The sequence below is a fragment of the Pseudomonas sp. D5(2026) genome (assembly GCF_057766845.1).
Genome location: NZ_CM173421.1, coordinates 770,009 through 793,432 on the forward strand (window position 1 = coordinate 770,009; position 23,424 = coordinate 793,432).

The following is a 23,424-nucleotide window of genomic DNA, read 5'->3' on the forward strand; positions in this document are numbered from 1 at the left end:
TGCATGGCAGCCCCCGCTTTCCCTTTACCCAATCCAGCCACTGGTCTTCATTGCCGAATAGACGGCCACGATCGCCAGCACGAAGAACGCCGTTGCCGCCAGGCGGCGAATCAGCGTCAACGGCAGTTTGTCAGCCGCGAAGTTGCCCGCCAGCACCACCGGCACGTTGGCAATCAGCATGCCCAGGGTAGTGCCGATAATGACCATGATCAGGTGCGGATACTGCGCGGCCAGCATCACGGTAGCGACCTGGGTCTTGTCGCCGATTTCGGCCAGGAAGAACGCAATCAGTGTCGTCAGGAACGGCCCGAAACGGCGAGCCGGGTTCTCGTCGTCATCCATTTTGTCCGGCACCAGGGTCCACAGTGCGGTGGCGGTAAAGCTCGCGGCCAGGATCCAGTGCAGCGCCGATTCGCTGAAGAAGCTGCCGACCCAAGCCCCCACGGCACCAGCCGCGGCATGGTTGGCCAGGGTGGCGGCGATGATGCCGGCGATGATCGGCCAGGGTTTGCGGAAGCGGGCAGCGAGAATGAGTGCGAGCAGTTGCGTCTTGTCGCCGATCTCGGCCAAGGCAACGATAGCGGTGGGGACCAACAGAGATTCCAGCATCAGGATTCCTACGGGGGCGGGTCGACACGGCTATGACACGTACAGCCTCCCCGCCCCGGGTAAGGTGTGCGTGTCATAGGTCTTGTCAAACCCTCGATCCGTCTATGCGGATCTCGCCATGCAGGCTTGCATGGTGGGTCGCACGCGCCATGGTCTGTGGACCAAGTATGTTGACGCGTACCGGGCGAGCTGGGTGCTCGCGGGAGACTACTCCCCTAGGACGGTGCGGATTCTGCCTAGGCAAAACGCTTTCGGCAAGCGCTGTTTTTATCCGTGAGTTGCCTGGTAGATGCGGAAACCGTCGGCCTCGTCACGTACCTGACAGTTGCCCAATGCCCCTTCGATCAGTGGCTGGTAGCGCAGGAAGCTGTTGGCAACCAAGCGTATTTCGCCACCTTTTCGCAGATGAACGGCCGATTTTTTCAGCAAGTTTTCTGAAGCTTGATAGTTGGTATGAACGCCGGTGTGGAACGGCGGGTTGCTCAGGATAAGGCTCAGTTCGGTAGGGGCTGCGTCAATGCCATCGCCGCTGATCACTTCGCCTTCCAGGCCGTTGGCAGCCAGCGTCAGGCGGCTGGCGGCCACGGCGAAGGCATCCACGTCCAGCAAGGTCACCCGGCTTTGTGGGTATCGGCGTTTGAGCGTGGCACCCAGCACCCCGGCACCACAGCCAAAGTCCAGCATGTGGCCATCGGCCAGGCCGTCAAGATGCTTCAGTAGCAGGGCAGTACCTCGGTCGAGTCGGCCATGGCTGAATACCCCAGGCAGGCTGACCACCTGAAGCGGGCCGTCTTCCAGGGCCAGCTCGAAGCGCTCGGCCAGGCTTTCCAGCGGTTTTGCCTGTGGCGCCTGGTCGATGGTCACTTGCCACAGCTGGCAGTGCCGGGCACTGTCGAGTTTGCGTGGCTTGCCAAAGGCCTGCAACTGCTTGGCCGCGCCCTCGATGCCACCGCGCTTCTCACCGACCAGGTACAGCTCACGGCCAGCCAGGCGCGACGCCAGGGCGTTGAGCAGGTAGGCGGCCAGCTCGCGGGATTTGGGCAGGAACAGCACGGCGCTGTCGAATGCTGTTTCAGGGGCCTCGACGCCGTAATGGCTGCGGCCTGCGAAACGGCTTTCGAGCATGGCCTGATCGCCGGCATGCCAAGTCCAGGCCTGGGCCTGAGGCAACTGGCCGAGCAGGTCGTCGGCGGGGGCGCCGGCGATCAGCAGCGGCCCCTGAAACAGCTCTGCCTGGCGGAGCAACACTTCACTGCGCGGGTCCATGGACGACGTCTCCTGGAAAAAAGTGGCGCAGTGTAGCAGAGGCAGGCGCCTGGCTCAGCTGACCACGCGGCGTGGCTGCCCGGCGAAGAAGGCTTGGGCGTTCTCGCTGAGCTGGCCGACGATGCGCTGGCGGGACTCTACGGCACCCCAGGCGCTGTGCGGGGTGATGATCAGGCGCGGGATGCCGGGCTCCAGCAGCGGGTTGCCGTTGACCGGCGGCTCCACGCTCAGCACATCGGTGGCCGCGCCGCCCAAGTGACCACCGCGCAGGGCGTCTGCCAACGCCTGTTCGTCGATCAGGCCGCCGCGGGCGGTGTTGACCACCAGCGCATTGGGCTTGAGCAGCGCCAGTTCGCGGGCACCGAGCATATGCCGGGTGTACTCGTTCAGCGGGCAGTGCAGGGTCAGGGCGTCGACTTGCGGCAGCAACTCGTCCAGCGGTAGCCGGTCGGCGCGCTCCGGGCGGCCAGGGATCTGCCCGCTCAGTACGCGCATACCGAAGGCTTCGGCCAGCCTCGCCACGGCGCCGCCCAGTTCACCGTGGCCGAGCAGACCGAGGGTTTTGCCTTCCAGTTCGACGATAGGAAAGTCCAGCAGGCAGAACTGGCTGGCCTTGGCCCACTGGCCTTCGGCTACCGCCTGGTTGTAATCGCACAGCCGGGTGGCCAGGGCCAGCAGCAGGGCCAGGGTATGCTGGGCGACAGACGGCGTGCCGTAGCCCTGGCAGTTGCATACGGTGATGCCCTGGGCGCGGGCGGCGGCCAGGTCGACATTGTTGGTGCCGGTAGCGGCCACCAGGATCAGCTTCAGTTGCGGGTTGGCGGCCAGGGTCGCGGCATCGAGCATGACTTTGTTGCTGACCACTGCCACGGCGCCCTGCAAGCGTTCTGCAACCTGTTCCGGGCGGGTCGCGGCGAACAGTTCGAACGCGTCGAACTGCTGCTTCAGGGGTGAAAGGTCGAGGTCGCCAAGGTCCAGGGACTGGTGATCGAGAAACACGGCGCGACGCGGGCTGGGCATGAAGATCTCCGGTGGCAGGGAGGGATAAGGGTGTTGTGGCCATTCGCGGGCACTACAACCCTTGCGGGAGCGGCCTTGCCCGCGAAGAGGCCCTCAGCTTCGGCACAAAACTGAAGCCGACGCCGCAGTGTCTAGCTCAACCTTGCCGCCCGTCAACGCCCGCCACTCATACCTCTGCCACGCAAATCATTCCTTCGGCTGATTTAGCCGTCATATTGGCGGACTACAGTAATCCCCAGACTTGTCCGGCCCGCTTTTCAGAAAAGGGATACCCATGTTGCAGACGCGCATCATCAAGCCCGCCGAGGGCGCCTATGCCTATCCACTGCTGATCAAGCGCCTGCTGATGTCCGGCAGCCGCTATGAAAAGACCCGCGAAATCGTCTATCGCGACCAGTTGCGGCTGACGTATCCACAGCTCAACGAGCGCATTGCCCGCCTGGCCAATGTGCTGACCGAGGCCGGGGTCAAGGCCGGGGACACCGTGGCGGTGATGGACTGGGACAGCCATCGTTACCTGGAATGCATGTTCGCCATCCCGATGATCGGTGCCGTGGTGCACACCATCAACGTGCGCCTGTCGCCCGAGCAGATCCTTTACACCATGAACCACGCCGAAGACCGAGTGGTGCTGGTCAACAGCGACTTCGTCGGCCTGTACCAGGCCATTGCCGGGCAGCTGGCCACTGTCGACAAGACCTTGCTGCTGACTGATGGCCCGGACAAGACTGCCGAACTGCCCGACCTGGTCGGCGAGTATGAGCAGCTGCTGGCTGCTGCCAGCCCGCACTACGACTTCCCGGACTTCGACGAGAACTCGGTAGCCACCACCTTCTACACCACTGGCACCACCGGTAACCCCAAGGGCGTGTATTTCACCCATCGGCAACTGGTACTGCACACACTGGCCGAAGCCTCGGTCACCGGCAGTATCGACAGCGTGCGCCTGCTGGGCAGCAACGACGTGTACATGCCCATCACCCCGATGTTCCACGTACATGCCTGGGGCATCCCCTACGCTGCCACCATGCTCGGCATGAAGCAGGTGTACCCGGGGCGCTACGAGCCAGACATGCTGGTCAAGCTCTGGCGCGAAGAGAAGGTCACCTTCTCCCACTGCGTACCGACCATCCTGCAGATGCTGCTCAACTGCCCGAACGCCCAGGAGCAGGACTTCGGCGGCTGGAAGATCATCATCGGCGGCAGTTCGCTCAACCGGTCGCTGTACCAGGCCGCCCTGGCACGCGGCATCCAGCTGACCGCCGCGTATGGCATGTCGGAAACCTGCCCGCTGATCTCGGCCGCACACCTGAACGATGAACTGCAGGCCGGCAGCGAGGATGAGCGCGTCACCTATCGAATCAAGGCCGGTGTGCCGGTGCCGTTGGTCGAAGCGGCCATCGTCGACGGCGAAGGCAACTTCCTGCCCGCCGATGGTGAAACCCAGGGCGAGTTGGTACTGCGTGCGCCGTGGCTGACCATGGGCTACTTCAAGGAACCGGAGAAGAGCGAGGAGCTGTGGCAGGGAGGCTGGCTGCACACCGGTGACGTCGCCACCCTCGACGGCATGGGTTACATCGACATCCGCGACCGCATCAAGGATGTGATCAAGACCGGCGGCGAGTGGGTTTCCTCGCTCGACCTGGAAGACCTGATCAGCCGCCACCCGGCCGTGCGCGAAGTGGCGGTGGTGGGGGTGGCCGACCCGCAGTGGGGTGAGCGCCCGTTTGCCCTGCTGGTGGTACGGGACGGCCACGATATCGACGCCAAGGCGCTGAAGGAACACCTCAAGCCGTTCGTCGAGCAAGGTCATATCAATAAGTGGGCGATTCCAAGCCAGATCGCCGTTGTTACTGAAATTCCCAAGACCAGTGTCGGCAAGCTCGACAAGAAACGCATCCGCCAGGACATCGTCCAGTGGCAGGCCAGCAACAGCGCATTTCTTTCCACGTTGTAACCTTTGTGCGGGTCGCGTACGTCAGGGCGCGACCCGCATGCTAGAGAGCCCGCCGCCTTGCCAAACGGCAGAAATGCGCCATCCTTGAGCACTGCCAGCCCGCAACCGGAGCAAAACGGCAGCGAGTTGGTGGCATGGAGCGCAAATCACACTTTAGAGGGATCAAGCGCCTGTGCCTGCTGGCTATAGTCGGGGCCAGGGGATTTTCAGGAATGGGGGAGGGCGACATGCGCAAGCTGTGTCGCCGCAGGTGCAAGCCTGCAAACCGGTCGCTCGGGCCGTTCTTGAAAGGACTCACTGCCATAACAAAAAAGTACATGGAGTAGCGTCGATGAAATCTGCAAACCTGTTCTGGCGCCGGGCCAAGCTGCCCTTGGCCGTCAGCCTTGCTTCCACGCTCGCAAGTCCTGCTTTCGCTGTCAGTTTCAACATTGGTGAAATCGAAGGCCAGTTCGACTCCTCGCTCTCCATCGGCGCCAGCTGGTCGACGGCCAACCCCAACAAGAACCTGATAGGGGTTAACAACGGCGGCAAGGGCCTGTCACAGACATCCGACGATGGCCACCTGAACTTCAAGAAGGGCGAAACCTTCTCCAAGATCTTCAAAGGCATTCATGACCTGGAGCTCAAGTACGGCGACACCGGTGTGTTCGTCCGTGGCAAGTACTGGTACGACTTCGAACTGAAGGACGAAAACCGCGAGTTCAAGGACATCAGCGACTCCAACCGCAAGGAAGGCGCCAAGTCGTCCGGCGCCGAGCTGCTCGACGCCTTTGTCTACCACAACTACGCCATCGGCGATCAGCCTGGCTCGGTGCGTTTTGGCAAGCAGGTGGTGAGCTGGGGCGAAAGTACCTTCATCGGCGGCGGCATCAACTCGATCAACCCCATCGACGTGTCGGCGTTCCGCCGCCCTGGGGCCGAAATCAAGGAAGGCCTGATTCCGGTCAACATGTTCTATGTGTCGCAAAGCCTGACCGACAACCTGTCGGCCGAGGCCTTCTACCAGATCGAATGGGACCAGACGGTCGTCGACAACTGCGGCACCTTCTTCTCGCAGCCGGACATCATTGCCGATGGTTGCAGTGACAATCTGCGGGTGTTGAACAGTAGCAGGGCGTTGTCGCCCCAGGCGCTTGCCGGTTTGTCGGCATTTGGTGTGGACGTGAACAGCGAGGGTGTGAAAGTACCGCGTGGCGCCGACCGCGATGCGCGTGACAGCGGCCAGTTCGGCGTCGCGTTCCGCTACATGTTCGAGCCGCTGGATACCGAGTTCGGTGCCTACTTCATGAACTACCATAGCCGGGCACCGATCTTCAGTGCTACCGGGGCGCCGCAGGCGCTGTTCAACCTGGTGAACAACCCACTCGCGTCACCTGCGGTACGAGCGCTGGCGCCGTTGATCATTGCAGGCAACTCCCAGTACTTCGTCGAGTATCCGGAAGACATCCGTCTGTACGGGCTGAGCTTCTCCACCACATTGCCTACTGGCACGGCCTGGAGCGGCGAACTTAGCTACCGCCCTAACGCTCCAGTGCAACTCAACTCCACAGATATTCTGTTTGCCGGTGTAAGGCCGATCGATAGACCGCCCTACAACAATGCCTCGGTGCTGACTGGCACTCCAGGACAAGACCTGCACGGCTACCGGCGCAAGGAGGTCACCCAGTTCCAGACCACCTTCACGCACTTCTTCGACCAGGTCATGGGTGCCAGCCGCCTTACCGTGGTCGGCGAAGTCGGCGTTACCCATGTGGGTGGGCTGGAAAGCAACAGCAAGGCGCGCTACGGGCGTGACCCGGTCTATGGCCCGGGCCCATTGCCAAACGGCACCTGCGCCACTCTCAACGGTGCCACCATCGTCGGTTCGGGGCTTGGCTCCTCAACCGCGAACCTTGATCGCAACTGCGAAAACGACGGCTTTACCACCTCGACCTCCTGGGGCTACCGCGCCCGTGCCATCTGGGACTACAACGACGTATTCGCCGGGGTCAACCTCAAACCAAGCGTGGCCTGGTCCCATGATGTCTCCGGCTACTCGCCCGGCCCTGGCGGCAACTTCGAGGAAGGCCGCAAGGCAGTCAGCCTGGGCCTGGACGCCGAGTACCAGAACACCTACACGGCGAGCCTGTCGTACACCAACTTCTTTGACGGCAAGTACACCACAGTGGATGACCGCGACTTCGTCGCCCTCAGCTTCGGTGTGAACTTCTAAGCATACAGATCCAGGACGACACGACATGAACAAGACCAGAAGTCTGCTGCAAGCCGGTGTGCTGGGCCTGTCCCTGCTGGCGACCAGCGTCATGGCTGCGGTATCCGCCGACGAGGCGGCCAAGCTGGGCAGCACCCTGACCCCGATGGGCGCCGAGAAGGCCGGCAACGCCGACGGCTCCATCGGCCCATGGGAGCCGCTGTCGAAGACCGCAGGCAGCGTCGACGGCAAGGGCTTCCTGTCCGATCCGTACGGCAGTGAAAAGCCGCTGTTTACCATCACGGCGCAAAATGCCGACCAGTACAAGGACAAGCTCTCGCCGGGCCAGATGGCCATGCTCAAACGCTACCCGAGCACCTACAAGATCCCGGTGTTCAAGACCCATCGCGGCGCAACCGTCCCGGCCGATGTGTTCGCGGCCATCAAGGAAAACGCTACCAAAACCACCCTGGTGGAGGGCGGTAACGGCCTGAGCAACTTCCGCACGGCGGTGCCGTTCCCGATCCCGAAAAGCGGCCTGGAGGTGATCTGGAACCACATCACCCGCTACCGCGGCGGCAGTGTCAGCCGCCTGGTGACCCAGGCCACGCCGCAGCAGAACGGCTCGTTCAACCCCGTGTACTTCTCCGACCAGTTCGTCTTCCGCGACAAGATGAAGGACTACGACCCGAACAACCCGGGCAACATCCTGTTCTACTTCAAGCAGGAAGTCACTGCGCCTGCGCGCCTGGCCGGGACTGTGCTGTTGGTGCACGAAACCCTCGACCAGGTGAAGGAGCCGCGCAAGGCGTGGATCTACAACGCCGGCCAACGCCGTGTGCGCATGGCACCCCAAGTGTCGTATGACGGCCCGGGTACCGCCGCAGACGGCCTGCGTACATCGGACAACCTGGACATGTTCAACGGTGCACCCGATCGTTATGACTGGAAGCTGGAAGGCAAGAAGGAACTGTACATCGCATCGAACGCCTTCAAACTGGATGATCCGAAGCTCAAGTATGCCGACATCATCAAGGCCGGACACATCAACCAGGACCTGGCCCGTTACGAGCTGCGCCGCGTCTGGCACGTAGTTGCAACCCTCAAGCCGGGCCAGCGGCACATCTACGCCAAGCGTGATTTCTACATCGATGAGGACACCTGGCAGGCAGCAGTGATCGACCAGTACGACGGCCGTGGCCAACTGTGGCGCGTGTCCGAGGCCCACGCTCAGCCTTATTACAACGTGGAAGTGCCTTGGTACACCCTGGAAGCCATCTACGACCTGCAGTCCGGTCGTTACCTGGCCCTGGGCATGAAGAACGAAGAGAAACGCGCCTACGATTTTGGCTTCAGTGCCAGCAAGGCCGACTTCCAGCCAGCGGCGCTGCGTCAGTCGGGTATTCGCTAAGCTGAAATCACGGAAATCCGTGTGATCCCCAGAACGCCCCGGCTCGCCGGGGCGTTTCTATTTCCTGAGCTGGCCTCTTCGCGGGTTCACCCGCGAAGAGGCAGGGCAAGGCAATAAACCTCCTGAATACCTCTCCAAACCCCCGCTCCAGCCCCTGTCCATCAGCCATGTTGCTTTTTGTCGCAGTCTTTTCCATGGCAATTGCGCCCATCATCTTCAAATGCGCCGCATTACCCGCTAGTCTCGCAAGCATCCATACCGCCGTTGTCTTCCAACCAGAACGAGCCGGCCATGACAGATTTGTCCCGTACGCATGGATTCGCGAGTCAGGCCCTTGGCCTGCGGGACGGGCGTTTCTTCCGGCCGCCGCTGCCGGATGGCCATGTGCCGCGCCTGCGTTTGTGCCAGCGGCTGGAAGCCGGCTTGGGCGGGCGACTGTTGCTGGTCAATGCCCCGGCGGGTTTCGGCAAAAGCTCCCTGGCCATCGAGTTTTGCGAAGCATTGCCCGAGCACTGGCGCAGCCTGTGGCTGGGCCTGAGCCAGCGGGATGCCGACCCTGGCCGCTTCCTTGAGCGCTTGCTTGAAGGCCTGCAGCAGTACTGCCCGGCCCTGGGCGGCCAGGCCATGGGCCTGCTGAAAATGCGCCAGCGCCACCAGCCGTTTGCCTTTGAAGAATGGCTAGATGGCCTGCTCGATGAGCTGGCGGTCTACCTGCAGGCCGATACGCCGCTGCTGCTGGTACTGGACGACTATCACCTGGCCCAGGGGCCGGTGCTCGACCGCTGCTTGCAGTTCTTCCTCAATCACCTGCCCCCCGGCCTGGTACTGCTGGTGACCAGCCGCCAGCGGCCAGACTGGCACCTGGCGCGCCTGCGCCTGTCCCGGCAGTTGGTCGAGCTTAACGAACAGGACCTGCGCCTCACCGCAGATGAGTCGCTGGCAGTGATCGGCCGCCAGCCTACCGGCCTGCGCGGCCAGGCGCTGGACAACCTGATCCAGCGCAGCGACGGCTGGGTGGCCGGGTTGCGTTTCTGGCAGCTGGCGGCCAGCGACAGCGCTGACGAGCAAGCCTTGCCCCAGGCGCTGCATGGTGGCGAGGGCCTGATCCGCGACTACTTGCTTGAAGAGGTCATCGACAGGCTACCTGCAGACGTGCAGGCCTTCTTGGACGAAACCGCCTGCCAGGAGCGTTTCTGCGCTCCACTTTGCGATGCGCTGCGTGGCCGCCATGACAGTGCCGCCGTCCTGAGCTTCCTGCAGGCGCATCAGGTGTTCCTGGTGCCGCTGGACGAGCATGGGCACTGGTTCCGCTACCACCATTTGTTCTCCGACCTGCTGCGCAGCCGCCAGGCCAGCGAATCACTGGTGGCTCTGCATTTGCGAGCCTGCCGCTGGTTTGAAGCCCAGGGCCTGCTGGATGAGGCGGTGGAGCAGGCTTTGCGTGCCGGCCACCTCGATGTTGCCGCCGACCTGGTGCAGAGCCTGTCCGAGGAGCAACTGCTGGCCGAGCAGAACGTCGGCATGTTGCTGCGCTGGAAGATGGACCTGCCCGACAGCCTGTTGATCAGCACGCCGCGGCTGATCGTGCTGTACAGCTGGGCGTTGGGCCTGGCTTGCCAGCTGGATGCTGCCGAGGAACTGGCCGGCTACCTCAGTCGCTTTTTGCCCGCGCCTTCGGCGACTGCGCAGAAGTCGATGCTGGCCCAATGGCTGGCACTCAGTGGGGTCATTGCCCGTGGCCGTGGCGATCGCGAGCGCACCTTGGCCTATTGCGGCGAAGCGCTACAAAGCCTGCCGAGCAAGCGCTATGGCCAACGCCTGGTGTGCTTGTCGACGCTGTCCAACCTGGCCATTGCCGATGGTGACTTCTGGCGTGCCCGAGGCTGGAACCGTGAAGCCCTGGAACTGGCCCAGCGTGTCGGCAACCCCTTGTTCGAGGCGCTGGCTCATTACGACCGGGCGCGGGTGCTGCATGCCCGTGGCGAGGTGCTGCGCGCGTTGGACGAAGTGCGCCAAGGGCTGCAACGTCTGCAAGGGCTTTCGGCGCAGCGGCTGTATGCCGTGCGTGCGCGCCTGACGCTTTACGAAGGTTACCTGCTGGTCTCGCGCCTGCAGCCGGCTCAGGGCCGGGCGCGTTTGCGCGCGGGGTTGGGGGAGGCGCGAGCGTGCCGGGACATCAGTGTGCTCATCGGCCATTGCGTGATTGCCACGCTCGACGGCCGGGAAGGTCACTTTGCCGAGGCCTTTGCCGAACTGGCCGAGGCCGAGCGTTTGATGCATATATGGGATGTGCCCCCGGTCTACTATCTGGCCATGATTACCCTGGTCAAATGCGAACTGTGGCTGGCCCAGGGGCGTACCGACCTGGCGGAGTCCTGGCTGCAGCGCCTGGGCCAGACCTATGGTGGCGAGCAGCCGGCGGTGCCACCGGAATTCCATCCGCTGCTGCCTTTGCACATTGCGTTGCAGCAGGCATTGCTCGATCGTATCCAGTTGCGTAGCGACGATGCCGTGCAACGCCTGGCTTGCCTGGTAGAGCGCGGCCAGGCCAGTGGCGGCATGATGCTCGCCGTAAGCGCCCTGTGCCAATGGCTTTCCCTGCTATTGGACGAAGGCAAGGAAGGGCAGGCCGCGCAGTTGCTGCCCAGTTTGCTGGAGGCGGCTCATGGCGGCGTGATGCAGCCGATGCAGCCACTACTGGAAAAACACCCGCAATGGCTTCATGAACAACTGCAGGCAGGTGCCGTTTGCCCGGTGCAGGCTGAACTGCTCAAGCATCTGCCGCCAGTGCCAATCGCCAGTACGGGCAACGGCGAAGCGCTGAGTGGTCGTGAGTTGGCCGTGCTCGAACTGATTGCCCAGGGCTGTTCCAATCAGCAGATCAGCGAGCGGCTGTTCATTTCCCTGCACACGGTGAAGACCCACGCCAGTCACATCAACAGCAAGTTGGGTGTGGAGCGGCGCACCCAGGCGGTGGCCAAGGCCAAATCCCTGGGGTTGCTGGCGTGATACTGGCTATGTAGGTCATTGTTCGTTAAAGCGATGGCCTGGCGCCATGGTTCGTGGCCGGCAATGCTCTATCCTCATCTTTCCCGACCAGCTGCCGATACAGCTATCGGTGGCATCGCCTCGCGCGATTTTTCAATCATTCCAAGGCAGGTCGTGTTGATGCTGCAGTACGGGCAAAAGAGCTTTCTGATCGTCGACGACTTTACCGACTTTCGTACGTCGACCCGTTCCATGCTGCGCGAGTTGGGCGTGCGCGATGTGGACACCGCTGACAGCGGCGAGCAGGCGCTGCGCATGTGCGCGCAGAAGCGCTATGACTTCATCCTGCAGGACTTCCATCTGGGCGATGGCAAGAAGAACGGGCAACAGGTGCTTGAAGACCTGATCATCGACAAGCACATCAGCCATGAATGCGTGTTCATCATGGTCACCGCCGAGAGCAGCCAGGCGATTGTCCTCAGCGCCATTGAGCACGAGCCCGATGCCTACCTGACCAAACCGTTCAACCGGGTTGGCCTGGCCCAGCGCGTCGAGAAACTGTTCCAGCGCAAGACGTTGCTAAAGCCGATCCTGCAAGCGCTGGACCGCAACCGCCCGGCCGAAGTACTGGCGGCCTGCGCCGAGCTGTGCAAGAGGGATCCGCGCCTGGCTCCATTGTGCTTGCGCTACCGGGCCGATGCCCTGCGCAACCTCAACCGCTTCGAGGAACTGGAAAAGTTCCTCAAGGCCATCCTGGCCAGCCGCCCGCAGCCGTGGGTTTACGCCGCGTTGGGGGCACTGATGCACAAGCGTGGTCAAAATGCCCAGGCCCAGGGTGTATACGAGCAGGCGCTCAAGGCGTTCCCGATCATGCCAGGCCTGTACGATGGCATGGCCGAGGTGCTGGTGGCTCAGGGCGATACCCGGCGCGCGCAGAACTTGCTTGAAGAAGCCGTGCGCCTGTCGCCATTGTCGGTGCGTCGGCAGTCGACGCTGGGCAAGCTGGCGCTGGAGAACGAAGACTTCGAGAGCGCATCGAAGGCGTTTCGCCATGCGGTGAACCAAGGGCAAAGTTCGCGTTACAAGGATGCCGAAAACAACCTTGGCCTGGTCCAGGCGTTGATGAGCAAGAATGCAGGCTTCGGCCTGGACGCCCGTACCCGGGTCGAGATCAACACCACGCTCAGCGAGGTAGCCAAGGAAAACCCCGAGGACCAAGGCCTGCAGGTGCGTGCGCGGATGATGAAGGCTGCCAGCCTGCAGCAGGCCGGTGACCCGGAAACGGCCGGCAAGCTGACAGAACAGGCGATTCAGCGCCTGGACAAGATGAACCAGTTCTTCTCGGTCGATTCGGCCCTGACCGTCGCTGCGCAATTGCAGGCAATGGGACAGGAAGCCGCTGCCATCGGAGTGCTGAGGAGTTGTGTGGAAAGTTATGGCGATGACCCCAAGGTCATGGAGAAAGTGGGCAAGCTGACGGATGACCCCAGCGTGCTCAACGCCATTACCGAAGCCGTCACCCTCAATCGTCAGGGGGTACGCAGTTACCAGGGAGGGCAGCTTGGAGAGGCGTTGCAAATGTTCCGCAAGGCATTGGGTTTACAGCCGAAGAACATCAGCATCGCCCTCAACACCGCCCAGGCGCTGCTGCGCATCGGCGGTGACAACCCTCAGCCTGCGATCATGCAGGAGTGCCGCGACGCCCTCACCAGCGTGGCCGGTATCCCTGCCAGCGACAATCGCTATGACCGTTACCGCAAACTGCATATCCGAGTGTTCGGCGCATGAATCAAGACAATCAGGGGCTGGATTTTTCCACGGTGATCGCCTCCACCGTGCACGACCTCAAAAGTTCATTGTCGGCGCTGATCCAGTCCCACAGCCAGTGGGTGGAACGCTTGCCCGAGGAGCTGCGTGGCGGTGCCGAACAAGGGATCATGGAGCATGAATTTCGTCACCTCAACGGCATGCTGGTGCAGTTGCTGGGCTTATACAAACTGGGTGTGAACCAGTTGCCGGTATGCCCGGACTACCATGAGCTGGATGATTTCATCGAAGCCCAGCTGGCGGCGCACGAGGAAGTACTCAAGCACAACGACATTCTCGCCACCTGGCGCATCGACACCGATAACCCGCTGGGTTTCTTCGACCGCGAACTGGTGGCCTCGGTGATCTCCAACGTTATCACCAACGCCACCCGCTTTGCCGGGCACGCCTTGCTGATCACCATCGAAGAGGCCGATAACCAGTTGGCCATTTGCGTCAATGATGACGGCCCGGGTTATCCAAAGCACATGCTCGAGCGCCAGGAGGAGTACATCCAGGGCATTGACTCGACCAGCGGCAGCACTGGCCTTGGGCTGTATTTTGCGGCGCGGATTGCAGCGTTGCATGAAAGCGGTGGTGCGCGTGGGCGGATCGAGATATCCAACGGCGGGGCGCTTGGGGGCGGGTTGTTCAGGTTATTCCTGCCTTGAGGTATTGGGTGCCTGGGCGATCGAGCGCCGCCCGCGCGGCGCATCGCGAGCAAGCTCGCTCCTACATCTGTTTCGGGCCAGTATTGCCTGCGTCCACGCGCGCGACCGCCTTGTTTGTTCCACACAATATCCAGGTGGGCACCAAGGTGGCGCGCACCTCCGCCTCAGGAATAACTGGCCCGCAACAAATGTAGGAGCGAGCTTGCTCGCGATGCGCCGCGCGGGCGGCGCTCGATCTCACAGGCGCCACTTCGCTCAAGACATGAACCTCGTGCACCCACCCCATTTTCCTGTCAGGCTCCCAGCAGAACCCAGCTTCACCTGCGAGAACACCATGACCCAAGCCCCGCCTGCTCTCATCCGCGAAACCTTCCCCGTCGGCCCCTTGCAGTGCAACTGCACGCTGATCGGCGACCCCCTGACCAAGAAAGCCATTGTCGTCGACCCGGGTGGTGACGTGGACAAGATCCTTGCCCGCCTGCAGGCCCACGGCCTGACGCTGGTGAGCATCATCCACACCCATGCGCACTTCGACCACTTCCTCGCGTCAGGCAAGCTCAAGGAGCTGACGGGTGCCACGCTGCACCTGCACAAGGACGACCAAGTGCTGTGGGACAACCTCGAGATGCAGTGCCAGATGTTCGGTGTACCTTACACCCCGGTACCGGCACCGGACCGCTGGCTGGGCGATGACGAAGAACTCGCCTGCGGCTGCGGGGTGGCGCTGCATACGCCTGGCCATACCCCGGGCTCGATGAGCTTCTGGTTTGCCGATGCCAAATTGTTGATTGCCGGTGACACCCTGTTCCGTCGGGGTATTGGCCGCACTGATTTGTGGGGTGGCGACCAGCGGGCAATCGTGCGCTCCATCAAGGAGCGGCTGTACCGGCTGGACGAAGAGGCCATCGTGGTGACCGGCCACGGGCCCGACACCCGTTTGGGCGACGAGATGCGCGAAAACCCGTTCGTGCGTGCCTGATGGCACATGAAGGCACTTTCATGGAATTTTTCGTTGCCGATGCAATCCAAGGCTGGCATAGATCCCTTCGAGATCTGCCGCATTTATGAATTTCAGTAGGAGCTTGTCCATGTTCACCATGCGTCGTCTGATTATCGTCGCAACTGCCGCAGCACTGATGACCGGCTGCGCCGGCCAGAATCCTTACGACAACCAGGGTCAGGCGCAGGGCTCCACAGGGATGAGCAAAACCGCCAAGTACGGCGGCCTGGGGGCGCTGGCCGGTGCCATCGCCGGTGCTGCGATCGACCACAACAACCGTGGCAAGGGTGCACTGATTGGTGCTGCCGCAGTGGGTGCCGCTGCAGCCGGTTATGGCTACTACGCCGACAAGCAGGAAGCCGAGCTGCGCGCGCAAATGGCCAACACGGGGGTGGAAGTACAGCGTCAGGGTGACCAGATCAAGCTGATCATGCCGGGCAACATCACCTTCGCCACCGACTCGGCCAACATCGCCCCAAGCTTCTACTCGCCGCTGAACAACCTGGCTGGCTCGTTCAAGCAGTTCAACCAGAACACCATCGAAGTGGTCGGCTTCACCGACAGCACTGGCAGCCGCCAGCACAACATGGACCTGTCCCAGCGCCGCGCGCAGGCGGTCAGCACCTACCTGACTTCGCAGGGTGTGGATGCCTCGCGTATCTCTGTACGTGGCATGGGCCCGGACCAGCCGATCGCCAGCAACGCTGACGCCAATGGTCGTGCGCAGAACCGCCGTGTGGAAGTGAACCTGAAGCCGATTCCGGGTCAGCAGTATGAGCAGCAAGGTCAGGTTCAGCAGTATCCCTGATTGACCTTCAGGGCCGCCTTGCGGCCTTGTGGGAGCGGGCAGTCCCGCTCCCACAAGGCTTGGCAAAGCCTCTGCTTTTAGCGCGTTACGCTAGCCTGAATCGCCGTCAGGGCAATGGTATGCACGATATCGTCAACCTGCGCCCCACGCGGCAAGTCGTTCACTGGCTTGCGCAATCCCTGCAGCATCGGCCCCAGGCTGACCCCGTCGGCACTGCGCTGCACCGCCTTGTGCGTGGTATTGCCGGTATTCAGGTCGGGGAACACGAATACCGTGGCGCGCCCGGCCACCGGGCTAGCCGGCGCCAGCTCTCGGGCAATCGCCGGGTTTGCCGCCGCGTCATACTGTAACGGCCCGTCGATCAGCAGCCCCTGCGCCGCGTCCTGTGCCAGGCGTGTTGCTTCGCGTACTTTCTCGACTTCTTCATCGCTGGCCGAATCGCTTGAATAACTGATCATCGCCACCCGTGGCGCGATGCCGAAGGCCTGCGCCGATTCGGCACTCTGCTGGGCAATCTCTGCCAGCTCGGCAGCGCTTGGGTGCGGGTTCATCACGCAGTCGCCGTACACCAGCACCTGCTCAGGGAACAGCATGAAGAACACCGACGAGACCAGGCTCGAGCCGGGTGCGGTCTTGATCAGTTGCAGGGCCGGGCGGATGGTGTTGGCCGTGGAGTGCACCAGGCCCGAGACCAGGCCGTCCACTTCGTCCAGGGCCAGCATCATGGTGCCGATCACCACCGGGTCTTCCAGCTGCTGCTCGGCCATCGGTGCGTTGAGGTTCTTGCTTTTGCGCAGCTCGACCATGGGCTCCACATAGCGCCCGCGAATCAGTTCGGGGTCGAGAATCTCCAGCCCCGGCGGCAACGTGATGCCCTGGGCGCGGGCCACTGCGTCGACATCTTCGGGTTTGGCCAACAGCACACAGCGGGCAATGCCGCGGGCCTGGCAGATGGCTGCGGCCTGCACCAGCAGTGGCTCGGCGCCTTCTGGCAGGACGATGCGCTTGTTGGCCTGCTGCGCACGCTGGATCAGCTGGTAGCGGAACACTGCCGGTGAGAGGCGCAGTTCGCGCGGCGTACCGCAGCGTTGGTGCAGCCAGGCCGCGTCGAGATGGCTGGCGACGAAGTCGGTGATGAACTCGGCACGCTCCCGGTCGTCCACCGGGATTTCGCGGTTCAGCGAGTTGAGCTGGTTGGCGGTGTCGTACGAGCCGGTGCTGACCGACAGGATCGGCAGGCCGGCCTGCAGTGCACCGCGGCACAGGCCAAGGATACGCTCGTCAGGCTTGCTGTCGCTGGTCAGCAGCAAGCCGGCCAGTGGCACGCCATTGATCGCTGCCAGGCTGACAGCGAGGATGATGTCGTCGCGGTCGCCCGGGGTTACCACCAGGGTACCCGAGGTCAGTAGCGGGACCGTGTTGGCCACCGTGCGCGCACAGATGATGATCTTGCTCATGCGCCGCTGCTCGTAGTCGCCGGCATTGAGCACCTGTGCGCCGAGCAGCTCGGCCACATCGCGGGTCCGTGGTGCGTTCAGCTCGGGTTGGTAGGGTATGCAGCCAAGTAGACGGAAGTCATTACCGCGCAGCAATGGCGAGTGCTCGCGCAGGCGGGTGGCAAAGTCCGCCATGCTCTCGTCGGTGCGCACCTTGTTGAGGATCACCCCGAGCACTTTCGGGTCGCGTGGGCCGCCAAACAGTTGGGCCTGCAGTTCGACCCGCCCAGACAGCTCGCTGAGCACTTCGTTTTCCGGGGCCGATACCAGGATTACCTCGGCATCCAGGCTCTTGGCCAGGTGCAGGTTGACCCGCGCTGCGTAGCTGGCGTGGCGCGTGGGCACCATTCCCTCGACCACGACAACGTCGTTGCCGACGCAGGCTTGCTGGTAGAGGCGGATGATTTCTTCAAGCAACTCGTCCAGCTGGCCATCGCCGAGCATGCGCTCGACGTGGGCCAGGCTCAGTGGGACCGGTGGCTTGATGCCGTGAGTGCGGGCGACCAGTTCGGTGGAGCGCTCGGGGCCGGTGTCACCCGGGTGGGGCTGGGCGATAGGCTTGAAGAAGCCGACCTTCAGGCCGGCACGCTCCAGGGTGCGCACCAGGCCCAGGCTGATCGAAGTCAGGCCGACACCGAAGTCGGTCGGCGCAATGAAAAATGTCTGCATGCGTGCTTCTCGAAATAAGCGGTGCAAGAAATTAACGGTCAAGGGTAGCGCTATCGGCCCCTTGTGCGCACCAGCCGCAAGCGAAAGGCTGGCCGATGTGTTGCGCACGTTGTGCCGGGTCGAGCACCCACGGGCGTGCCTGCCACGGCGGCTGGTGGCGCAGGTGCTGGGTATGGCCGCACGAAAGCTCCGCCACCCAGTGGCCTTCTGCGTCCTGATGAAAGCCGTTGATCCGACTGATGGGCCGTTGCTCGTCCGCAGTTCGTTCGCAATCGGACGATGGCTTGGTTACACTTGTGCGCTCTACATTCTTTTGCAAAAGGTCTTGCCCCATGCTGATCGCCGCCAACAAGGCTGTCTCCATCGACTATACCCTGACCAACGACGCCGGGGAGACCATCGACAGCTCCGCCGGTGGCGCGCCGCTGGTTTACCTGCACGGTGCCGGCAACATCATCCCGGGCCTGGAAAAAGCCCTGGAAGGCAAGCAGGCTGGTGACGAGTTGAACGTTTCCATCGAACCTGAAGAGGCCTATGGCGAGTACCTGGCCGAACTGGTCAGCACCCTGAACCGTAGCCTGTTCGAAGGTGTCGACGAGCTGGAAGTGGGCATGCAGTTCCACGCTTCGGCACCGGACGGCCAGATGCAGATCGTCACCATCCGCGACATCGACGGCGACGACGTTACCGTTGATGGCAACCACCCGCTGGCTGGTCAGCGCCTGACCTTCCAGGTCAAGGTTGTCAACGTGCGTGACGCCAGCGACGAAGAAATCGCTCACCGTCACATCCACGGTGAAGGTGGCCATCACCACTGATTTTCTGCGCTAAGCTCAGAAAGTCGCCAGGCGCTCGGGCAAGCCGATTTGCCTTCCTACGGGAGGTGAACGGTTTGGACGAGCGCCTTTTTAGTGGGCGAAATTCGCCTGCACGGCAACCGGGAACCTGAGAGGGGATTTCATCATGAGTGCATTTCACGACCTGAAACTGGAAGCGCTGAACGGCGGAGAGCTGCCCCTCGCACCCTTCAAGGGCCAAGTGGTGCTGGTGGTCAACGTTGCCTCCAAATGTGGCCTGACGCCGCAATACAAGGCCCTGGAAAACCTCTACCAGATCTACAAGGACAAGGGTTTCAATGTGCTTGGCCTGCCGTGCAACCAGTTTGCGGGGCAGGAGCCGGGTAGCGAAAAGGAAATCCAGGACTTCTGCAGCCTCAACTACGGGGTCAGCTTCCCGCTGGGGGGCAAGCTGGAGGTCAACGGGCCGCAGCGCCATTCGCTGTACCGCCTGCTGGCAGGCGAGGGGGCCGAGTTCCCCGGTGACATTACCTGGAATTTCGAGAAGTTTCTGGTAGGCAAAGATGGCCGGGTGCTGGCGCGTTTTTCACCCCGCACGGCGCCGGATGACCCGGCAGTGGTGCAGGCCATTGAAAAAGCACTGGTCTGAATAGTACCGGGCGCGATCATTGTGGCGCCTGTGAGAGTGAGCGCCGCCTGCGCGGCGCTCACTCTCACAGGCGCTGCACATACTGCGTCGAACGACCAGCCGCAGCACTGACATTTCGACAGGCGCTATCCAGATACTCCTCGAACTGCTCGACAATCGCCGGCCAGCCCTGGCGGCTGGCGTGTTGTCGCGCATTCAGGCGTACCCTGCGCAACGTCTCTACTTCTTCCAGCAACCAGCAAGCCGCGTCGACAAACGCAGCCTGGTCCCCTGGCATGGCCAGCGCGCCGCTGTGGCCATGGCGAATATGCTGCGCTGCGGCTGCCTCGTCATAAGCAACCACCGCCAACCCTGAGGCCATGGCTTCGAGCACCACATTGCCAAAGGTCTCGGTCAGGCTCGGGAACAGGAACAGGTCGCCGCTGGCGTAGTGCTCGGCCAGTCGTTCACCGCGCTGGGCGCCGCAAAACACGGCGTCCGGTATCTGTTGTTCAAGGCTGGCGCGCTGAGGCCCGTCGCCGACCATGATCAGGCGCAGACGCTTCTGTGGATACGTCTTGCGTAATGCCTCAAAGCAAGGCCGTAGCAAGCCAAGGTTCTTTTCCGCCGCCAGCCGCCCGACGTGCAAGACGGCGATATCCTCCGGGCCTAGCCCCCAGCTTTCGCGCAAGGCCTGGCTACGTCGGGCCGGATTGAACAGGCAGGCATCGACCCCTCGTGCCAGCAGTTCCAGGCGCTCGAAACCGCGACGCTCAAGCTCCAGGCGCTGGCTGGCGCTCGGCACCAAGGTGATTGCCGTGCGCCGATGGAACCAGCGCAAGTAGTGGGTGAGCAGGCGCGCCAGCAGGCCAAGGCCGTACTGGCCGGAATACTGCGGGAAGTTGGTGTGGAAACCACTGACCACCGCCACCCCCAGGCGACGGGCCGCACGAAGGGCGCTGAGCCCCAGCGGCCCCTCGGTGGCGATGTACAGTACATCCGGGCGCTGTCGGCGCCAGCGGCGCAACAGCTTGTGCATCGACACCTCGCCCCACTGCAAACCCGGGTAGCCAGGCAGCGCCCAGCCCCGGCACAGCATCAGGTGCGGGTCGTTGTGCGCGTGCCCTTCGTCGGCCTGGCGCGGGCGCACCACCTCGACCTCATGGCCGCGCAGGCGCAACCCTTCGCTGAGGCGGCCAAGGGTGTTGGCCACGCCGTTGATCTCGGGTGGGAAGGTTTCGCTGACCAGGGTGATGCGTAGCGCGGGTGTATTCATGACAAAAAGTTTCCGCCTGCCGGGTTGCGCTAATGTGACTGCCTTATGACGTAAATATGACGCCTGATCGCCGGCATTTTTGCCTCTATGAATATTTCCTCGCACAGCACTCAAGAAGGTGTCGCCGGCAGCCGATGAAGATGCATTCGACTACGTGATGCGCTCCAGGAGAGCGGTGATGTTCAACAACAAGCTCAAGCAAGAAATCCGGCAACTGCGCGAAGACCTGATGTCCATCGAACAGGTCAAGAGTAGTCTCGACAGCGAGATGCTGGTGCTGCAGCTCGACCCTCAGGGACGGATCGAGATGGTCAACGGCAACTTCGAGAGCGAGATGCTCTACCGTGCCGAACAATTGCTTGGACGCAATATCGAGGACATCGTCCCCGCCCACGTAAAGTCACTGGACTTCTACCAGCGCATGAAAAGCGCGATCAGCCGTGGCGAACACCTGAACGGTGCGTTCCGTCTTCTGCGCGGCAATGGTCAGGAAGCCTGGCTGCGCTCGATCCTGCAGCCGGTGAAGAACAGCGAGGGGCGCATCAAGTACTTCACCCTGCATTCCAGCGACCTCACCCGAACCATCGAGACCTCACGCGAGCACGAAAGCCTGATCAAGGCGCTGATGCGCTCTACTGCGGTGATCGAGTTCGACCTCGACGGCATCATTCTCACTGCCAACGAACGTTTCCTGGCCACCGTCGGTTATCGCCTGGAGCAGATTCGCGGTAAGCACCACCGCATGTTCTGCGAACCGCAGGAGGTCAACTCGGCCGGCTACCAAGCGTTCTGGGACAGGCTACGCCGTGGCGAATATGTTGCCGAGCGCTTCAAGCGCATCGATGCCCATGGTCGGGTGATCTGGCTGGAGGCCTCGTACAACCCGATCTTCGATGCCCACGATGTGCTGTACAAGGTGGTCAAGTTCGCCACCGTGATCACCGATCAGGTCAACCAGGAGCAGGCAGTGGCCGAGGCGGCGGATGTCGCCTACAACACCTCGCTGGGTACCGATGTCAGTGCTCGCAAGGCCACCGAAGTGGTCACCCAGACTGTCACTGTGATGCGTGGCCTGGAGGCTTCGATGCAAGAGGCGGCCGACGGCATCCAGGCGCTGGATACCCAGTCGCGGGTGATCGGTTCGATCATCAAGACCATCAGCGACATTGCCGGGCAGACCAACCTGCTGGCCCTTAACGCGGCCATCGAAGCTGCCCGCGCGGGCGAGCAAGGGCGGGGCTTTGCCGTCGTTGCCGACGAAGTGCGCCAGCTGGCCTCTCGCACCAGCACCGCCACCGAAGAAATCGCCCGGGTGGTACAGCAGAACGAACAACTGGCGCAGGCGGCAGTGTCGATCATCGATACCAGCAAGCGCCAGGCCGAACAGGGGCTGGCGCTGGCGGATGAGACGGGCAGCGTGATTGTCGAGATCCAGGACGGGGCGAAGCGGGTAGTGGACGTAGTGGGGCAGTTTTCCAGCCGGCTGAGTCTTTGATATGGCTTGGGGTTTGTAATGGCCATGGGATCGAGCTTCGCCTGCGCGGCGCTCGATCTCAAGAACGATAAAAATTTCAGCCTTACTCACGCTAGCAACTGAACAGCTGAACTTCGCCGAGCATGCCGGAAACGAAGGCGCACTTTCCTACAACTGACTCAGAAACCTCCGATCCGAATCCATGATGGGATTTCCCCCTGCACACGTTGTCAGGGAGACACCTCATGTACCTGGATTACCTCGTGCCCTCATGGCACGAGATCGAGTCACGTGTCATCGCCATGGTGGGCTACCCAAGCGGTGGCCAGTTCCGCACCGGCCTCAATGAAGAGGTCGCCTCGCTGGGCCTCAACCTGCGCCGGGTCGACGCTGTCCGCACAGCCTTCCACCAGGCTGAATGGCAGGCGGCGCACATGCTACGCCAGCGCTTCGCCGACCTCGACATCAACAGCATTAAAGAAAGCGGCCGAAAGGGTACCGCTGGAGTTCAGAGGCTCAATCCGCATGAATGTCAAATTACATAAGTGCTAAGGTGAGAAGGTTGAAATGGATAAAGTATTTGCCAATTTGATTGAGAATTTCGGTCCGCCGATTGACCGCCGGGAAGTACCTGGCTCCACAATCGAAAAATACAGAGACAAGCTTCCTCCCAAGCTTTTGGAATATTGGTCCGAGCATGGGTGGGGGGGCTACGGTGAGGGCATATTCTGGCTAGTCAATCCGCAAGAATATGACGCCGTAGTTTCCTGTTGGATTGCAGGCACGGCACTTGCTTCGTACGACAACTATCATTTGGTTGCGAGAAGTGCCTTCGGAGACTTGTACCTTTGGGGAGAGAAAACTGGCTTTTCATTGGAGATAACAAGCGTGGGCTCTCAGTACATATTTTATCGAACTGAGTTCACAAAGGAACAACTAAATACTGAGCTTCAAGGCTTTATTTTGTCAAGAGAAGTGGAGTCAATGGATTTCAATGGTCTCTTCAATCCCGCCAAGGAAAAACTGGGTAGACTTAAACATGACGAGATGTACGGCTTTTTCCCCGCGCTCATGCTGGGCGGGGCTGACTCCCTGCAACATCTTAAAAAAGTCAGCGCTGTTGAACACTTGATCTTTCTGGCGCAATTGACAGATCTTCAACCTTACTCCTTTTCCGAGCAGCCAGATTAATGCCGCAGTCAACCAGCACCGCCACCGAGGAAATCGCCCGGGTGATGGACGTGGTGGAACAGTTTTCCAGTCGGTTGAGTCTTTGATAATTTGTAATGGCCATGGGATCGAGTTTCGCCTGCGCGGCGCTCGATCTAAAGAACGATAAAAATCTCCAGCCCCA

The 23,424-nt window shown here is 61.9% G+C and carries 17 protein-coding genes, 3 pseudogenes and 1 riboswitch; of the genes and pseudogenes, 14 read left to right on the forward strand and 6 right to left on the reverse strand.

Going from position 1 to position 23,424, the window contains the following annotated elements; genetic code table 11:
* Positions 1-24: 24 nt before the first annotated feature.
* The 3 genes from AC3B5Q_RS03640 to AC3B5Q_RS03650 all read right to left on the reverse strand — a co-directional run bounded on the left by AC3B5Q_RS03640 (position 25) and on the right by AC3B5Q_RS03650 (position 2,895).
* Positions 25-606 (reverse strand): TMEM165/GDT1 family protein, encoded by a 582-nt coding sequence (locus AC3B5Q_RS03640; protein ID WP_172402786.1) that lies wholly within the window; start codon positions 604-606, stop codon positions 25-27.
* Positions 607-696: 90 nt separating this feature from the next.
* A riboswitch (yybP-ykoY riboswitch) is annotated at positions 697-837 on the reverse strand.
* Positions 838-876: 39 nt separating this feature from the next.
* A complete protein-coding gene (locus tag AC3B5Q_RS03645; protein ID WP_103443489.1) occupies positions 877-1,875 on the reverse strand; it encodes a methyltransferase in 999 nt (332 codons plus the stop codon).
* Between the two features lie 54 nt (positions 1,876-1,929).
* The gene (locus AC3B5Q_RS03650) at positions 1,930-2,895 is read right to left on the reverse strand and encodes a 2-hydroxyacid dehydrogenase (protein ID WP_021783478.1); all 966 of its coding nucleotides are present in this window, start codon (positions 2,893-2,895) and stop codon (positions 1,930-1,932) included.
* A 274-nt stretch (positions 2,896-3,169) separates the two neighbouring features.
* Here AC3B5Q_RS03650 and AC3B5Q_RS03655 point away from each other — a divergent pair, with 274 nt between their 5' ends.
* The 8 genes from AC3B5Q_RS03655 (at position 3,170) to AC3B5Q_RS03690 (ending at position 15,730) form a co-directional block, all read left to right on the forward strand.
* Positions 3,170-4,852 carry a fatty acid--CoA ligase gene (locus tag AC3B5Q_RS03655; RefSeq protein ID WP_103443490.1) on the forward strand — a complete coding sequence of 561 codons (1,683 nt, stop codon included), beginning with the start codon at positions 3,170-3,172 and terminating at the stop codon, positions 4,850-4,852.
* A gap of 331 nt (positions 4,853-5,183) precedes the next feature.
* Positions 5,184-7,067, forward strand: coding sequence for a DUF1302 domain-containing protein (locus AC3B5Q_RS03660; RefSeq protein ID WP_103443491.1), 1,884 nt, complete (start codon positions 5,184-5,186; stop codon positions 7,065-7,067).
* Between the two features lie 25 nt (positions 7,068-7,092).
* On the forward strand, positions 7,093-8,457 hold the full coding sequence (locus AC3B5Q_RS03665) for a DUF1329 domain-containing protein (RefSeq protein ID WP_021783475.1): 1,365 nt from the start codon (positions 7,093-7,095) through the stop codon (positions 8,455-8,457).
* 291 nt (positions 8,458-8,748) lie between these two features.
* Positions 8,749-11,466: a winged helix-turn-helix domain-containing protein gene (locus AC3B5Q_RS03670; RefSeq protein WP_103470143.1), complete on the forward strand. Its 2,718-nt coding sequence runs from the start codon at positions 8,749-8,751 to the stop codon at positions 11,464-11,466.
* A gap of 159 nt (positions 11,467-11,625) precedes the next feature.
* A complete protein-coding gene (locus AC3B5Q_RS03675; RefSeq protein WP_021783472.1) occupies positions 11,626-13,233 on the forward strand; it encodes a tetratricopeptide repeat-containing response regulator in 1,608 nt (535 codons plus the stop codon).
* Positions 13,230-13,922 (forward strand): sensor histidine kinase, encoded by a 693-nt coding sequence (locus tag AC3B5Q_RS03680; RefSeq protein WP_021783471.1) that lies wholly within the window; start codon positions 13,230-13,232, stop codon positions 13,920-13,922. Before AC3B5Q_RS03675 ends, AC3B5Q_RS03680 begins: the two co-directional genes overlap by 4 nt.
* 334 nt (positions 13,923-14,256) lie before the next feature.
* Positions 14,257-14,901 carry an MBL fold metallo-hydrolase gene (locus AC3B5Q_RS03685; protein WP_021783470.1) on the forward strand — a complete coding sequence of 215 codons (645 nt, stop codon included), beginning with the start codon at positions 14,257-14,259 and terminating at the stop codon, positions 14,899-14,901.
* 109 nt (positions 14,902-15,010) lie between these two features.
* On the forward strand, positions 15,011-15,730 hold the full coding sequence (locus AC3B5Q_RS03690) for a YiaD family glycine zipper/OmpA-like lipoprotein (protein ID WP_003247328.1): 720 nt from the start codon (positions 15,011-15,013) through the stop codon (positions 15,728-15,730).
* A 77-nt stretch (positions 15,731-15,807) separates the two neighbouring features.
* Here AC3B5Q_RS03690 and pta read toward each other — a convergent pair whose 3' ends face one another.
* Entirely contained in the window at positions 15,808-17,895 is a 2,088-nt protein-coding gene (gene pta / locus AC3B5Q_RS03695) for a phosphate acetyltransferase (RefSeq protein WP_021783469.1), read from the reverse strand.
* A gap of 31 nt (positions 17,896-17,926) precedes the next feature.
* Positions 17,927-18,229, reverse strand: coding sequence for a DUF3565 domain-containing protein (locus AC3B5Q_RS03700; protein ID WP_028698065.1), 303 nt, complete (start codon positions 18,227-18,229; stop codon positions 17,927-17,929).
* On the opposite strand from AC3B5Q_RS03700, the gene AC3B5Q_RS03705 reads away from it, so the two are divergent.
* The gene (locus AC3B5Q_RS03705; RefSeq protein WP_003247325.1) at positions 18,228-18,713 is read left to right on the forward strand and encodes an FKBP-type peptidyl-prolyl cis-trans isomerase; all 486 of its coding nucleotides are present in this window, start codon (positions 18,228-18,230) and stop codon (positions 18,711-18,713) included. The two genes, AC3B5Q_RS03700 and AC3B5Q_RS03705, sit on opposite strands and share 2 nt — an antisense overlap.
* A gap of 145 nt (positions 18,714-18,858) precedes the next feature.
* Positions 18,859-19,341 carry a glutathione peroxidase gene (locus tag AC3B5Q_RS03710; protein ID WP_003247324.1) on the forward strand — a complete coding sequence of 161 codons (483 nt, stop codon included), beginning with the start codon at positions 18,859-18,861 and terminating at the stop codon, positions 19,339-19,341.
* 64 nt (positions 19,342-19,405) lie between these two features.
* Here AC3B5Q_RS03710 and AC3B5Q_RS03715 read toward each other — a convergent pair whose 3' ends face one another.
* Entirely contained in the window at positions 19,406-20,596 is a 1,191-nt protein-coding gene (locus AC3B5Q_RS03715) for a glycosyltransferase family 4 protein (RefSeq protein WP_103443495.1), read from the reverse strand.
* Positions 20,597-20,903: 307 nt separating this feature from the next.
* Here AC3B5Q_RS03715 and AC3B5Q_RS03720 point away from each other — a divergent pair.
* From AC3B5Q_RS03720 to AC3B5Q_RS03735, 4 genes and pseudogenes are all read left to right on the forward strand, one after another.
* Positions 20,904-21,503 (forward strand): annotated as a pseudogene (locus AC3B5Q_RS03720) (PAS domain-containing protein); the annotation flags it as partial.
* 174 nt (positions 21,504-21,677) lie between these two features.
* A pseudogene (locus tag AC3B5Q_RS03725) lies at positions 21,678-22,091 on the forward strand (methyl-accepting chemotaxis protein); the annotation flags it as partial.
* 224 nt (positions 22,092-22,315) lie between these two features.
* Positions 22,316-22,546, forward strand: a pseudogene (locus AC3B5Q_RS03730) (DUF6861 domain-containing protein); the annotation flags it as partial.
* 91 nt (positions 22,547-22,637) lie between these two features.
* Complete coding sequence (locus AC3B5Q_RS03735; protein ID WP_021783463.1) at positions 22,638-23,261, forward strand: GAD-like domain-containing protein; 624 nt, start codon at positions 22,638-22,640, stop codon at positions 23,259-23,261.
* Positions 23,262-23,424: the final 163 nt, after the last annotated feature.